12 protein-coding genes are annotated in these 14,505 nt (G+C 34.7%); 3 read left to right on the plus strand and 9 right to left on the minus strand.

Translation table 11 applies throughout. From position 1 onward, the window contains the following. Nucleotide 1: 1 nt before the first annotated feature. Genes AC5LXI_RS13030 through manD (AC5LXI_RS13040) form a run of 3 tightly spaced genes read right to left on the minus strand, consistent with a single transcriptional unit; the run spans nt 2 to nt 3,647 of the window. The gene (locus AC5LXI_RS13030) at nt 2-1,348 is read right to left on the minus strand and encodes an MFS transporter (protein WP_493442724.1); all 1,347 of its coding nucleotides are present in this window, start codon (nt 1,346-1,348) and stop codon (nt 2-4) included. 52 nt (nt 1,349-1,400) lie between these two features. After that, nucleotides 1,401-2,417, minus strand: coding sequence for a Zn-dependent oxidoreductase (locus AC5LXI_RS13035; RefSeq protein ID WP_493442725.1), 1,017 nt, complete (start codon nt 2,415-2,417; stop codon nt 1,401-1,403). A 15-nt stretch (nt 2,418-2,432) separates the two neighbouring features. Then, nucleotides 2,433-3,647, minus strand: coding sequence for a D-mannonate dehydratase ManD (gene manD, locus AC5LXI_RS13040; RefSeq protein ID WP_493442726.1), 1,215 nt, complete (start codon nt 3,645-3,647; stop codon nt 2,433-2,435). A gap of 78 nt (nt 3,648-3,725) precedes the next feature. On the opposite strand from manD (AC5LXI_RS13040), the gene AC5LXI_RS13045 reads away from it, so the two are divergent. After that, complete coding sequence (locus AC5LXI_RS13045) at nt 3,726-3,917, plus strand: hypothetical protein (RefSeq protein ID WP_493442727.1); 192 nt, start codon at nt 3,726-3,728, stop codon at nt 3,915-3,917. Nucleotides 3,918-4,034: 117 nt separating this feature from the next. Here the strand turns inward: AC5LXI_RS13045 and AC5LXI_RS13050 are convergent, their stop codons facing one another. The 3 genes from AC5LXI_RS13050 to manD (AC5LXI_RS13060) all read right to left on the minus strand — a co-directional run bounded on the left by AC5LXI_RS13050 (nt 4,035) and on the right by manD (AC5LXI_RS13060) (nt 8,326). Beyond that, complete coding sequence (locus AC5LXI_RS13050) at nt 4,035-5,543, minus strand: MFS transporter (RefSeq protein ID WP_493442728.1); 1,509 nt, start codon at nt 5,541-5,543, stop codon at nt 4,035-4,037. An 83-nt stretch (nt 5,544-5,626) separates the two neighbouring features. Beyond that, nucleotides 5,627-6,640: a 3-dehydro-L-gulonate 2-dehydrogenase gene (gene yiaK, locus AC5LXI_RS13055; RefSeq protein ID WP_493442729.1), complete on the minus strand. Its 1,014-nt coding sequence runs from the start codon at nt 6,638-6,640 to the stop codon at nt 5,627-5,629. Between the two features lie 471 nt (nt 6,641-7,111). Next, a complete protein-coding gene (manD, locus tag AC5LXI_RS13060; protein ID WP_493442730.1) occupies nt 7,112-8,326 on the minus strand; it encodes a D-mannonate dehydratase ManD in 1,215 nt (404 codons plus the stop codon). A gap of 274 nt (nt 8,327-8,600) precedes the next feature. Between manD (AC5LXI_RS13060) and AC5LXI_RS13065 the strand changes: the two genes are divergently transcribed. Both AC5LXI_RS13065 and pabB read left to right on the plus strand, forming a co-directional pair. Further along, nucleotides 8,601-9,164 (plus strand): anthranilate synthase component II, encoded by a 564-nt coding sequence (locus AC5LXI_RS13065; RefSeq protein ID WP_493442731.1) that lies wholly within the window; start codon nt 8,601-8,603, stop codon nt 9,162-9,164. A 5-nt stretch (nt 9,165-9,169) separates the two neighbouring features. After that, complete coding sequence (gene pabB / locus AC5LXI_RS13070) at nt 9,170-10,906, plus strand: aminodeoxychorismate synthase component I (protein WP_493442732.1); 1,737 nt, start codon at nt 9,170-9,172, stop codon at nt 10,904-10,906. Nucleotides 10,907-10,964: 58 nt separating this feature from the next. Here pabB and AC5LXI_RS13075 read toward each other — a convergent pair whose 3' ends face one another. Genes AC5LXI_RS13075 through AC5LXI_RS13085 form a run of 3 tightly spaced genes read right to left on the minus strand, consistent with a single transcriptional unit; the run spans nt 10,965 to nt 14,447 of the window. Then, nucleotides 10,965-11,549 carry an ABC-type transport auxiliary lipoprotein family protein gene (locus AC5LXI_RS13075; protein WP_110432744.1) on the minus strand — a complete coding sequence of 195 codons (585 nt, stop codon included), beginning with the start codon at nt 11,547-11,549 and terminating at the stop codon, nt 10,965-10,967. After that, complete coding sequence (gene pqiB, locus AC5LXI_RS13080) at nt 11,549-13,186, minus strand: intermembrane transport protein PqiB (RefSeq protein ID WP_493442733.1); 1,638 nt, start codon at nt 13,184-13,186, stop codon at nt 11,549-11,551. The genes AC5LXI_RS13075 and pqiB overlap by 1 nt, the downstream gene beginning before the upstream one ends. Before the next feature lie 10 nt (nt 13,187-13,196). Continuing rightward, the gene (locus AC5LXI_RS13085; RefSeq protein WP_493442734.1) at nt 13,197-14,447 is read right to left on the minus strand and encodes a PqiA/YebS family transporter subunit; all 1,251 of its coding nucleotides are present in this window, start codon (nt 14,445-14,447) and stop codon (nt 13,197-13,199) included. Nucleotides 14,448-14,505: the final 58 nt, after the last annotated feature.

The raw sequence follows: 14,505 nt of genomic DNA on the forward strand, positions 1-14,505 counted from the left end.
TTTAATTTTTACTATCTGCTGCATCATTTAGGTCAGCTAAATCACGATCTTTTACCTCAGGCATAAGGATAGCAGAGATAAGACCAATACAAGAGTAAACGATAATCATAGCCACAATTGGCCACCAATCATCAACCATGTTACAGAAAATTCCAGCCAAAATTGGACCAAATCCTACTGCAATTAATCCTCCTGCTTCTTTAGATATTGCCATTTGTGTAAATCGATTACGAGCACCGAACATTTCGGCCATAGTAATGTTTTCTAGGGCAAATAAACCTAAAACGGCAATATTATGAATGAGAATTAAACATAATGTAATAGTATTTACAGAATGATTTATATCGACAATGATAGATAACATTGGATAGGCAAGTACAATTGCCGACAATGTCAGTATAATATAAGGAATTCTTCGACCGATCTTATCAGATAACCAACCTAAAAAAGGAATTGTCAAGAAACCAACTATTGAACTAAACATAATTGCATCGGTTGGAATACTTTTATTAAAGAGTAATGCTTGTACTAAATATCCCGCTAAGAAAGTTTGGATCAAACCAGAATTTCCTGCTTGTCCAAACCGTAATCCTGTAGCTAACCAAAATGATTTACTTTTAAACATACCAAGTAATGAGATATGTGCTTTATCATCATTTTTTGGTGCATTTGTATCATTAACTTCATCAAATACTGGGCTTTCTTTTAAATTCATTCGCAACCAGATTGCGAAAATCATAACAATTACACTGGCAATAAATGGAACACGCCATCCCCATGCAACTAACTGATCTTTATCTAATAAAATGAACATAAATGCCCATATTGCTGTTGCACTTAATGTTCCACAGTTCGTTCCCATCGCAACTAATGAAGAAATTATTCCTCTTTTCCCTTTTGGTGCATATTCAGCAAGCATAGTTCCAGCACCTGAAATTTCAGCACCTGCGCCTAACCCTTGAATAATACGTAAAACAACCAACATCAATGGTGCAAAAATACCAACTTGAGCATAAGTTGGTAACACGCCAATTAGTGTGGTACATACGCCCATCATGGTAATTGTAATGAATAGTACTTTTTTACGGCCAATTGCATCACCCATGCGACCAAAAACGAAGGCACCAACGATTCGAGCTACATAACCAGCACCATAAGTACCCATTGCTAAAATCAACGCCATAATAGCTGATTGTTCTGGGAAGAAAATTTCATGGAAAACTAAAGCAGCACCTAAAGAGTACAATTGAAAATCCATAAATTCTAAAGCTGTTCCGAGCCAGCCTGATACTGCGGCTTTAACTAAATCCGAAGTATCCCTTTCATTCTTATTTCCTATCTTATTCATACTGTTCTCACTTTTAATATTTTATCTGAAATTCACAAGACTTTTTCTAGTGCTAACTAAAGGTTAATAGGACCTTACAACAGTTTTTCTGATCTTTTTCAAAAGTTTCAATTGCTTGAATTACTTTCGTATAATCAAATTGATGTGTGATTAACTTCTGAGGGTCGATTAATTTTTTCTTTAACCAATCAATAACAACTGGAAATTTATTCGCATTTAATCGAGAAGAAAAAATGGATAACTCTTTACTGGTTATTCCTTGTTGAGTAATTTGACAAGGATCACTTGAAAAGCCCATTATTAGGATTCTTGCCGCTGGAGAAGCAATGGTAATTGCTTCTTGCAAAATCGAAGGGTGACATGCTGCATCAATAATAACTGTTGGTTTAATATTAAGTTTTTCTAATTCTTCTTTTAATGATAAATCTGTATTATTTATAACTTTATCTGCACCACTTTTTTGTGCCATAGCTAAACGTTCGTCAATTCGATCAACAACAATAACTTGTTTAACTTGATAAACACCTTTTAGTGCTTGTACTGATGTTAGTCCCATTGGACCTGCACCATAGATTAATGCAATATCATCTGCAGTTGGTTTTAAGTGACCTGTAGCATTGGCTGCAATAGTGAATGGTTCAATCATCACAGCAAATTCATCACTTATTTCATCAGGAATCGTATAGGCATTTTTACTTGGTACGGTTGCATATTGACTAAATCCACCATCACGGTGAACACCTAAAACGGTTAGGGATGAACAAACATTAGGGCGACCAACAGAACAAGGATAACAACATCCACAACTAATAACTGGATCAACGGAAACACGTTCACCAATCCTTGAAGGATGTATCCCTTCACCAACTTCGTCGATAATGCCAAAAAATTCATGCCCAATGACTCTTGGATATTTTGCAAATGGGTTATGTCCTCGATAGATATGACTATCCGAACCACATATACCGGCTAGTTTTACTTTGACTCTTACTTCACCTTTAGCTGGTTGAGGAACTTCACGTTCCTCAATTTCTAGTTCATTCGGCTTTTTGACTACAATACTTTTCATATAAACTCCTTCACTCTACCAATTCCACAATGTGCCATCTTCTAAACGAGCAATTGGCAAATACGCTGGGTTGTATGGATATTTAGCGGCTAGTTTTTCATCAAAATCGATTCCTAAACCTGGTTTATCACTTGGATGCATATAACCATCAGTGAAAGTCCAGTTAGGCGAGAAAACTTCTAACATCTGTTCGGAATAACCCATAAACTCTTGCACCCCGAAGTTAGGTACCCACATATCAAAGTGAAGTGCCGCTGCATGGCAGATTGGTGATAAATCGGATGGTCCATGTGAACCTGTCCTAACTTGATAAAGTCCGGCAAAATCGGCAATTCTACGCATGTGCGTGATGCCGCCTGCATGGGTTATGGTGGTTCGGATGTAATCAATCAGTTGCTCTTCAATTAGTTGTTTACAGTCCCAAATACTGTTAAATACTTCACCAACCGCTATTGGCGTGACGGTATGTTGGCGAATCAAACGGAAGCACTCTTGATTTTCTGCTGGTGTTGGGTCTTCCATCCAAAATAGACGATAATCTTCGATACTTTTCCCAAATCGAGCTGCTTCTATTGGCGTTAAACGATGATGCATGTCATGCAATAGATGCTCATTAAAACCAAATTTATTTCTTACTGCTTCAAATAATTTTGGTGTGAAATCAAGGTATTTATCGGTTGCCCAAAATTGCTCTTCTGGATAATTACCTCGAGTAGCCGGTTCATAAGCTAAATTTTTACCTTTACTTTGACCATATGTGGTCTTCATTCCCGGTATTCCACACTGAACACGAATGGCTTTGAAGCCCATCTCTTTATGTTTAGCATAATCATCTAGCGCTTCTTCAATATCTTTACCGGTAGTATGACAATAAACCATAACACCAGTACGTGAAGCCCCACCCAATAACTGATAAAGTGGCATATTGGCTACTTTACCTTTGATATCCCATAACGCCATATCAATTGCTGATATTGCTGACATGGTCACTGGCCCACGACGCCAATAAGCACCTTTATAGAAATATTGAAATATATCTTCAATTTGACTAGCATCTCGCCCGATTAACTGTGGGCAAAGATGATCTTTGAGATATGATGCGACAGATAATTCTCGTCCGTTGAGTGTCGCATCACCAACTCCATATACGCCTGAATCTGTAGTGATTTTTAATGTGACAAAGTTCCTTCCTGAACTACACACAAAAACTTCCGCTTTTACGATTTTCATTGAATACCTCATTTATGATTTATGCGGCATCAGATTAATTGATTAAATACTACCATACAAGTAGATTAGAATGTTTTTGTGAGTAAGATCACATTACCAAAAAATATTGCAAAAAATTACGGATTAGCCGATGTTCTCGCCATAGATGGCAAAAATGATAAACAGCCTAATAAAAGTAATAATTATCATAAGGTTATTGAATTAACCTTAAATAGATTTATCAAGATTAATATTGATGTGTTGGTTATAGATAAAAAAGTGTCATATTGAATCAACACGACACTTTTAATAGAAAAGGTATTTATAATTGTAGAATTAAAAATAAAATCGTATAAATTACTTAATTTGCAGTAAGCTTATATATTGTTGAGCACTGCAAAGTTTGTATTATTTATCTCGCCATAGACTTTCATATTTATGACCGGTGAGATTTTCAACAACCTTACGAGTCTGTTCCGAAACATCACTTTTCGAGCCATTATTTTTTAAACGTTCAATTTCTGTAACTAAAATTGTGTGAGTCTGCTTATTTAACTTAAAAGTTAATGCATAAATTAATGCAATTGATAATAAACCAACTGTTCCACCAACAAATAATATACTGATAGTATTTATCGCTTCAGCACTTTGTTGAGTACTACCTTGCACAAATCCACCTTTTTGTAGAATCAATCCGACGATGAACGTGGCAATAGCAACTGTGGTTTTGCGACCAAATGTCATAACAGCCGCATATAAACCTTCTCGACGCTGTCTAGTTAGCATTTCATCAACATCAGGAATAAACGGAAAAACATTCCATGGGGTAAATTCTAAAATGCAACGACCGGCCTGATAACAAATAGCCAAAATATATAACCACCAGATTTTGGATGAAGGATCGACTACATATACAGCGTAAAAACCTAAGATACAGATGATCATTGTTGTATAAGAGAATATATACAGTCTTCCCGGACCATATTTTACCATTGCAACACCAGCCAATAATGTTATTGGTAATCCGATAATACTTAACGATAACAATCCACCGGCAAATGACGAAGAGACACATAAACAATAGACACAAAAAAAGACAAATACAGTGTTAAAAATATCTTTTGCCGTAAATGAGAATAAATAGATAGCTAAATGTCTACGGAAAGCTCGAATATTAAATGTGGATAAATAATCTTTAACTAGATTTTTTACAACCATCACTTTTTCAGAAAAACTTTTTTTGTTCACGCCTTGCTGTTGATGCTTTAACATTTCTGGAGTTAGTTCTCTTTCCCACGTCACTTTATATGAAATAAATACACAGACAGCAAAAATAACCGAGAAGAAAAGTCCATTAATAAAATAGGCATAAGCATTATTTTCACCAAAATAGTGAATTAAAATACCTGGTACTAATGTTGCTAAAAAAGTCCCGCTAGCAGATAAAAACATCCTACCAGTAGATAATTTGGTTCTATCATTATAATCTTTGGTCATTTCTGACGGTAGTGTTTCCCAAGGAATCAACACAATAGCGGCAACGATTTCGAAGACTAAATATACCGTTAAATAAAACCAATAATTCATCCCGGTTACCCAAAGTAAAACATAAAGCAACATAAGAGGAGAGCCAATTAGTAAGAAAAACCGTCTTCTTCCAAATTTTTGTCCTAACTTATATTTATAAAAGTTATCGGTGAAACTGCCCATAAAAAGGCTGACAATCGCATCAACTATTCGTGCAATTGCCACAATAGATGCCGCTTCAATAGGTGTTAATCCTACAAAAGTAGTATAGAAAAAAAGTAACCATGCTCCGATAATTGTAAAAGCACCACCGCCCATAATATCCGTTAGACCATAGCCGATAGCGATTGGAATCGTTACTTTTTTCTTTTTATTAACCGCGTTATTCATATTTTTTCCTTTTTAATGAATTCTTGGATTAGCAAAAACTTAATAATTAATTGTTTTTTTTTAATTATTAAGTTTGATTGTAGTTAATTTGCTAATGAAACAACTTCACGCCACACTTCACTATCAACAGGTATACCATTGGTTAAATGATCTTTACGAGTGTTTATTTCTAATTCACCTGGATAAAAAACAGCTTTTTGCCCTTCAGCCGGTGTTGAGGTATTAACATATTGAGTAATACTAGTTACCATCTGTTCATTAAATTCTTTTCCTCCCAATTGAGAAGGGTCAAATACCATAAAAATTTGACTAGCGCCGGTACAACTTCCTTTTTGAATCTTATCAATTTCATTAGTTGGATTACCCATCGATAAAAGTGCCGCCATTGCATCTAGTACGATAGCCATACTTGACCCTTTCCAATATCCAGTTGGTAGAATTCGCATTGATTCTTCTATTGGCCCTGGCTCATCAGTTAAATTGCCATCTTTGTCATAACCACCAGGAAACGGAAGTTTCTCATCTTTTAAGCGAGTAACTTGAAGCTTACCATAGGCATATTGTGACATCGCCATATCTACAACGATTGAACCATCTAAACTTGGCACTGCCATCACGAATGGGTTATTACCTAATCGAGTATTTTTTGCGCCCCAAGCCGGCATACATGATTCGGTATTCGTCCAACAAATTGCAGCAAATCCTTTTTCTACAGCTTTCCAACCGTAAGTTCCACCACGCATCCAATGAGTTGTATTACGTAATCCAATAATACCAACAGCATGTTTTTTAGCTAATTCAATTGCTTTATCTAAAGCAAATAGTGCATTTGTTATTCCGATCCCTTGATTCCCATCATAAACTTCAAGTGCGCCTAGTGATTTAACTAGACTAGGCTGAGCTTTAATATCTACCCAACCTTTATTAACATAATCAACAAAACGCGCTACTCGATTCAATCCATGGGAGTAAACCCCGTCAGAAGTAGATTCGGTGTGTATTTGTGCACATATTTCCGCTTGTTGTTTTGATAATCCTGCATTAAGAAATGCTTTTTTGATGGTCGCTTTCATATCCTGAAATGTTACTTTTTGCATTTTTGTATCCTTAAAAAACAGCCGGTTAACGCTTTTATTAATATTTAGTTTTGATGAGTTTAATAATTCAATCTAAAAAGATTCATAAAACGTCTATTGTGATTTTTATTAAATAGAGTCAATACTGATTGAATGTAGGAAAAATATAATAAAATATACTACCATACAAGTAGGTTCAATTTGTTTTGTGAACTTTATCACAAAAAACTAAGAGAAAAACTTTTGAGAGTAGGCAACGAATAAGGGATAGTTAAAAGTAGATAATGGGAATAAAAACAGCTGACAGTTTGATATCGTCCATAGTTATAAATAGTTACCATTGGATATAATTGTTTATTCGCTCAGGTAGTTTTAATCTACCACAAGATAAAGAAAACAATGATCAAGTGAAAAAAATAACCGTTTTACATTACGCATGTAAAACGGTTATCTATATCTATTAGTTTAAGGCAATACTTCTTTTAGCAAATTTTACCAATTCCACAAAGTGCCATCTTCTAAACGCGCGATTGGTAAATAAGCAGGGTTATATGGATATTTTGCCGCCAGTTTTTCATCAAAATCGATTCCTAAACCTGGTTTATCACTTGGATGCATATAACCATCAGTGAAGATCCAGTTAGGCGAGAAAACTTCTAACATCTGTTCGGAATAACCCATAAACTCTTGCACCCCGAAGTTAGGTACCCACATATCAAAGTGAAGTGCCGCTGCATGGCAAATTGGTGATAAATCCGATGGTCCGTGTGAGCCGGTTCTAACTTGATAAAGTGCGGCAAAATCAGCGATTCGACGCATGTGCGTGATGCCGCCTGCATGGGTTATGGTGGTTCGGATGTAATCAATCAGTTGCTCTTCAATTAGTTGTTTACAGTCCCAAATACTGTTAAATACTTCACCAACCGCTATTGGCGTGACGGTATGTTGGCGAATCAAACGGAAGCACTCTTGATTTTCTGCTGGTGTTGGGTCTTCCATCCAAAATAGACGATAATCTTCGATACTTTTCCCAAATCGAGCTGCTTCTATTGGCGTTAAACGATGATGCATGTCATGCAATAGATGCTCATTAAAACCAAATTTATTTCTTACTGCCTCAAATAATTTTGGTGTGAAATCAAGGTATTTATCGGTTGCCCAAAATTGCTCTTCTGGATAATTACCTCGAGTAGCCGGCTCATAAGCTAAATTTTTACCTTTACTTTGACCGTATGTGGTCTTCATTCCCGGTATACCACATTGAACGCGAATGGCTTTGAAGCCCATCTCTTTATGTTTAGCATAATCATCTAGCGCTTCTTCAATATCCTTACCGGTAGTATGGCAATAAACCATAACACCTGTACGTGAAGCTCCACCCAATAATTGATAAAGTGGCATATTAGCTACCTTACCTTTGATATCCCATAGCGCCATATCAATTGCTGATATTGCTGACATGGTCACTGGCCCACGACGCCAATAAGCACCTTTATAGAAATATTGAAATATATCTTCTATTTGACTAGCATCTCGCCCGATTAACTGTGGGCAAAGATGATCTTTGAGATATGATGCGACAGATAGCTCTCGTCCGTTGAGTGTCGCATCACCAACTCCATATGCGCCTGAATCTGTAGTGATTTTTAATGTGACAAAGTTCCTTCCTGGACTATACACAAAAACTTCTGCTTTTACGATTTTCATTGAATTTCTCTTATATATTAGGTAACAAAAATAATTATAATTAATCTGCCATACAAGTATATCCAGTTTTATTAATGATTTCGATCCCTAAGATTAAATTTTTTGCTTAACTTATCTTCACAAAGCCAATTTCTCAAAATTTAAAAAAGTTGGGGAGTAAGGTTTTTGATACCCAAGGTATAAATTACTTTATGCGCTATGCCTTTTTATAATAGAATCTTCGGTCACATTTCTCATCTATACTGCTTTTAAAGAATAAGCATTGGATATAATTTTGATTCTATTAATTGATAATTACGATTCTTTTACTTTTAATATCTATGATTACCTTTGCCGTGCTGGTGCCGATGTTATGGTCATCAAAAATGATGAAAAATCTATTGATGAACTAAAGCAATTATCATTCTCTAAAATGGTAATTTCTCCAGGACCAGGCCGGCCAGAAAATGCCGGAATATCGTTGTCAGCGATTCAGACCTTTGCGAAACATTGTCCAATATTAGGGATCTGTTTAGGCCATCAAGCGATTGCGCAATATTTTGGCTTAAAAATAGTTAAAGCACCTATACCAATGCATGGCAAAGTTGATGAAATTATTCATGATGAGCAAGGCTTATTTGCTGGAATTAAAAATCCTTTGTCGGTTGTAAGATATCATTCGTTAATTGTAGAAAATTCAGCAAAGCAATCACCATTAATAATCACTGCGACTAATAAGCAAGGATTAATTATGGGATTGCGTCATATGACACTTCCGATTGAATCAGTGCAATTCCATCCTGAAGCAATTAAAACAGAGTTTGGTTTAAAAATGATTAGCAATTTTGTTAGCGAGTAGTGAACATGAAAATTTATTTTGATTTTGAAGGGCAACATAAATATTTTTGTGATCCAATAAAAATTATAAAGTCCTCTGATCATTGTTCAATAAAAAAATATATTGAGGAGATAGAAGCAGTCATACAACAAGGTTACTACGCTTGCGGTTACCTTGCTTATGAAAGCGCTATGGGCTTTAACGAGTCAAATAAAACCAAAATACTCCCAACGTCAAATCAGGATTTACCTCTGCTTTTATTTGGTATTTTTGAAGACTATACGACGATATCCAATAATGAACAATATATACCGCAATCTTTGAAGTTGTCTAGCGACACCAATATTGATGAATATCAACAAAAAATTAGTTATATTCGCGCCCAAATCGAATCAGGTAATACTTATCAAACCAACTTTACCATTCAATTCAATGCACCATTTAATGGCAATCCTAAAGATTATTATCATTTTCTACAAAAAAATAATCGAGCTAATTACTGTGCTTATATTGAATTTGAAAATTATCATATTTTATCTATCTCTCCGGAATTATTTTTTAAATTAGAAGATAGAACCATCTCGACTAAACCAATGAAAGGAACAGTAGCACGAGGCTTAAATACCAACCAAGATAAACAACAAATAAAGTTGTTAATGTCAGAGAAAAATCTGGCTGAAAATATGATGATTGTTGATTTACTTCGTAATGATTTAAGCAAAATTTCAAAGCCCGGTTCGGTAACCGTTCCACATTTATTTACAGCAGAAAAATATCCAACGGTTTGGCAGCTCACCTCGACTATTCAAGGAAACTTAAAAGAAAATGTGAATTTATATCAGATATTTCAAGCGCTTTTTCCATGCGGTTCAATTACTGGTGCACCTAAATCAAGTACCATGCAAATTATTAGTAATATTGAAAACTCAGCGCGCGGCGTTTATTGCGGCACAATTGGTTATGTTGAACCTTCTATGAAAAAGGCAGTTTTTAATATTCCAATACGTACTTTGACTATCCATAATCAACAGTTGAATTATGGCGTCGGGGGTGGCATTACATGGGATTCAACCGCCGATGATGAATATAATGAGATTTTAGCCAAAACGGCTATCTTAAATAGAACGTTTTCTACACCTAAATATATTATTGAAACGTTATTGCTTGAAGATGGCAAGTTGGTCTTACTGGATATGCATTTAGACAGATTATTGGCTTCAGCAACCTATTTTGATTTTTCATGTAATGTTCAAGCCATCAAACAGAAGTTAACCGATTTGGCAAAAACTCATTTTTCAGGAAAATATAAAATTAGATTGCTACAACCTAAAAATGGACAAACGGAAATAAATATCGATTTACTTACCAATCCAATAGTAATTGATAAACTTGCTTGGGCAGCAACATGTGTCGATAAAGGAAATGTTTTTCTTTATCATAAAACAACTAATCGTCAACATTTACCTCAATTAGCCGCAGGTCAAGAATATATCAATTATAATCAATATGATGAAATTACCGAGTTTGTAAATGGTAATATTGCGTTACTCATTGATGATAAGTGGCTAACACCAGCGATTACCTCTGGATTGCTTGCTGGTACGATGCGACAGCATTATTTAAATAGTCACCAACTCATCGAGAAAACGATTATCAAAAAAGATATTTTACAAGCCGATAAAATAGCGTTTATTAATAGTGTACGAGGTTGGGTTGAGATTGAAAATCAGTTATTGAATAAATTGAAACAACAGTTATTGTGATCTGCAATTGAGCACCGAGAACATTCCGTCACTCTTTTGACGGAATGTTTAGTAACAATTAATGTTTAATTGAATTTGCAAAGTCTAGCTCTTCATCTTGCCAGCCTTGGGACAGGGCTTTTACCAAAGCATCATAACCATTTGTTGTAAGCGGAATTTGCCGTTTAATAACTTTAGTAACAATTTTACCGCTCTTATCTGTCATAACCCAACGACCGGTTATTATCGCATCACCATTATAATTTCCATGGAAACCATCAATAAAAAGTTTAACCGTTAATGATGGTGTGGTAATTGAATTTGTCGATACCAGATAATTAGGCATAATTTGCGTTAAGTCTTGTGATAAACGTTCGGCAAGTTGTTGAGATAATGCCGATACCCATAGATGATTCGTTGCCGTGGTATATTTTATATCATCTGTTTGCAAAACAATTCCTGATTTATTTAAAAAATCGGCCACTTCAATAGACTCAATCCAAATAAAATAATGAGTAGATTGCGTCATCGTTGAACCATGGTTAGCCAAATTACTGGTCAATTGAAAATAGCTTTTATTCGGTACATCAGATGAACAACCAATTATTGCACTGAATAATGTCATCAATAGCATAATTTGTAGGCTTTGAATTAATTTAAACATTATTTATTACCTCTGGCTTTTGGTTCTTGATCTTTTTTATTTGGAGCTGAAAAGATCAATGCATTACTCTTATTATTTAGTGTATTAAGTAAAGGGGTCAATTCATCCATCATTTGTTGAATTTTTTGTAAACTTTCATTCAGTTGAGTATTTAATTGTGAACCGGGTTGTAATCCTTTCATGGTTTCGTTTAAAGAGCGAATAGCTTTTTGTAAATCTTTTGGCATATTTTGCATCTCTTTACTTGCCATAATTTGATTTAATGAGTTCATTAATTTTTCAGTTGATTCTAATGACTTATTAAATTGTGTCATCGTATTATTTAACGGTAGACTGTTAAAATTATCTAGTAATTGCAGTATTTTTGCTTGTATTTGAGCAAAGCCTGTCGATGTCGTTTCGATAGTATCGTAACCATATTGGTTACTCAATTTTAAATCGTATTTATTTTTTAAATCAGGATAAAAGTCTAAATCCATATAAAGTGCACCTGTAAACATATTGGATGTTTTTAATGATGCTCTTAGACCATTTTTTTGTTCATCCTTAATCAAAGCAGCAATATCTATCTTATCATCAACTAATTCTGATAAACGATCAGGTTCAATTCTTATTAATACCGGTACTTTTTGATTGAGAATTGATCTCTCTTTTAACATTTCGGCGGTATAGAACGGTACTTTACTCACAGTACCTAGCCTTATACCATGATATTCCACTGGCGCACCTTCGGTTAATCCCGATATTGAGTCAGTGATCATAATTAGGAATTCTTTATATTCAGTATATTGTGAATCTTGAATCGATTTCCTATCTTCATATAATTTGTAGACATCATGTTGCTTAGCCGGTTCGCCTAATTTAGCGCCATCTGGTAAATCAAAGCTGATTCCTCCGGACATTAGGACATCTAGAGAAGGAACATCAAGACTCGCTCCCCGCGAAGATAATGATAAATTGATACCCCCTTCTTTCCAAAAACGCACATTTTCCGTAACTAAAGCATCATAAGGTTTTGTAATAAAAACTTGATACTTCATTTTGCGAGCATCAACATCAAATAACGACGTTTCAACATTACCAACATGATAACCACGGAACATCACTTTTGCCCCACGAGGTACTACACCACTTTGGTCACTTTCTAAGTTTAAACGAATCCCTTTTATACTTGGATCTGATAATGGCGGGGTGTCAGAGAGAATAAATGGGTTATTTTTGAAACTGCGGGTATCATTTCCTGAGGCTAATTCAATATATACACCTGATAAAATAGTACCAAGACCTGTCACACCATCACGGCCAATTTCAGGTTTAACGACCCAAAATATTGAGTCATTTTTAAGTAGTGGTTCCATATCATTATAAATACGTCCTTTTATAACAACTTTTTTGTAGTCATCAGATAATGTCACTTCATCAACAATACCGACGTCAACACTACGATTTTTTATCACCGTCTTACCTGCAACGATACCATTTGCGTCGTTTGCTAATAAGGTAAAAGGCATGCCTCGATCAGCAAAGTGAGCATAAATAATCCATAATCCAACAATAGCGGTAACTATGGGAATAATCCATATTGCAGAAATTGCTCTAATTTTAATTATTTTTGCTGATTTACTTGAGGTTGCCATATTATTCCTATTATTCTATTTTTTGCCTAGGTGTTCGATCCCAAAGTAGCCGAGGATCAAATTTTTGGGATGCAATCATTGTAATGATAACGACAGTTGCGAAAAAAGTAACACCAATATCAGGATAAACTCCCATCATTTGTTGGTTCCTAACTAGGGAACAAACTACAGATACGACAAAGATATCTATCATCGACCATTTACCAATAAATTCTACCGCATTATATAATTTCTTCATTTTTAGGCAATTATGTTTATTTTTATCTTTTACTGCTAAAGCAAAATAGCACAGCCAGCTGAGTGAAATAATTTTTAAAATTGGAATAACCACACTAGCCGCAAAAATAACTAATGCCACAGGCACATCACCTGATTGCCACATATAGATAACACCATCGATAATAGTCGAAGTTGATGCTGAACCAAATACCACTGTTTTCATAATCCCGAATAAATTGGCCGGAATATAAATTATTAATGATGTCACTAATAATGCTATTGTCCATTGTATTTTATCTCGTCCTCTAACTTGGCTTTTTTGTTTACATCTTGGGCATTTAGCGTATTCAATAGGGACAATTGCATGGCAACAACGACACAATTTTATATTTTGACAAATTCCTGTCTTACCTATTTCTAATGGTTTTGTTGCAAAATTATTTCGATGGATTTCATTCCAAATTTTACCAGGTATAAAAATAACTAATGCTTTAATATAGAAGAATACAAATAAACAAAATGCCCAAAATGCGCTAGTCACACCAATATTGCCATAACTCATTAATTTAACGAAACTGACTAATATGCCTGTTAAAAATATTTCAGGCATACACCAATGTTGGAACTTTTCATAAACTATAAGTAAATCTCTTTTTCGATATTTGGTTAACTTAATGTTTGAACAAAGTAGGGAAATAATAGACAAATTGAGTAATGGAAAAATTAACACGAACAAAATAAATAATGCAGAAATATAACTATATTTATCAAAAAATAGTATTCTTGGAATGTCCAACACACTTACGCCATTGACATTACCAACTAGATTAATATCAATAAAAACAAAACCACAAGCCACAATCAGCATAATTAAAGAGCAAACCGCATACATTGCTGCTCTAAACTTCATATTAATATTATTTCTAAATAACGTTGTATTACATCGTGGGCAAACAGCTTTATGTCCGATTGCAATATCAGCTAATTCGATGACCAAATCACAATGAGAACATAATACATAGTCTTGATTTTCAGTGGTCATTATTTACCTTTATTTGATTATAATTTAAGCTGCAATGATACTTTTGGTTAGCTTAACA

This window comes from Gilliamella sp. LMG 34361 (genome assembly GCF_984569075.1).

Excerpts from the sequence above, each read along its gene's own strand:
- AC5LXI_RS13050 (WP_493442728.1), bottom strand. The coding sequence starts at position 5,543 with ATGAATAACGCGGTTAATAAAAAGAAAAAAGTAACGATTCCAATCGCT.
- pabB (WP_493442732.1), top strand. The coding sequence starts at position 9,170 with ATGAAAATTTATTTTGATTTTGAAGGGCAACATAAATATTTTTGTGAT.
- AC5LXI_RS13035 (WP_493442725.1), bottom strand. The coding sequence starts at position 2,417 with ATGAAAAGTATTGTAGTCAAAAAGCCGAATGAACTAGAAATTGAGGAA.
- AC5LXI_RS13085 (WP_493442734.1), bottom strand. The coding sequence starts at position 14,447 with ATGACCACTGAAAATCAAGACTATGTATTATGTTCTCATTGTGATTTG.
- AC5LXI_RS13030 (WP_493442724.1), bottom strand. The coding sequence starts at position 1,348 with ATGAATAAGATAGGAAATAAGAATGAAAGGGATACTTCGGATTTAGTT.
- yiaK (WP_493442729.1), bottom strand. The coding sequence starts at position 6,640 with ATGCAAAAAGTAACATTTCAGGATATGAAAGCGACCATCAAAAAAGCA.
- AC5LXI_RS13075 (WP_110432744.1), bottom strand. The coding sequence starts at position 11,549 with ATGTTTAAATTAATTCAAAGCCTACAAATTATGCTATTGATGACATTA.
- manD (WP_493442726.1), bottom strand. The coding sequence starts at position 3,647 with ATGAAAATCGTAAAAGCGGAAGTTTTTGTGTGTAGTTCAGGAAGGAAC.
- manD (WP_493442730.1), bottom strand. The coding sequence starts at position 8,326 with ATGAAAATCGTAAAAGCAGAAGTTTTTGTGTATAGTCCAGGAAGGAAC.
- pqiB (WP_493442733.1), bottom strand. The coding sequence starts at position 13,186 with ATGGCAACCTCAAGTAAATCAGCAAAAATAATTAAAATTAGAGCAATT.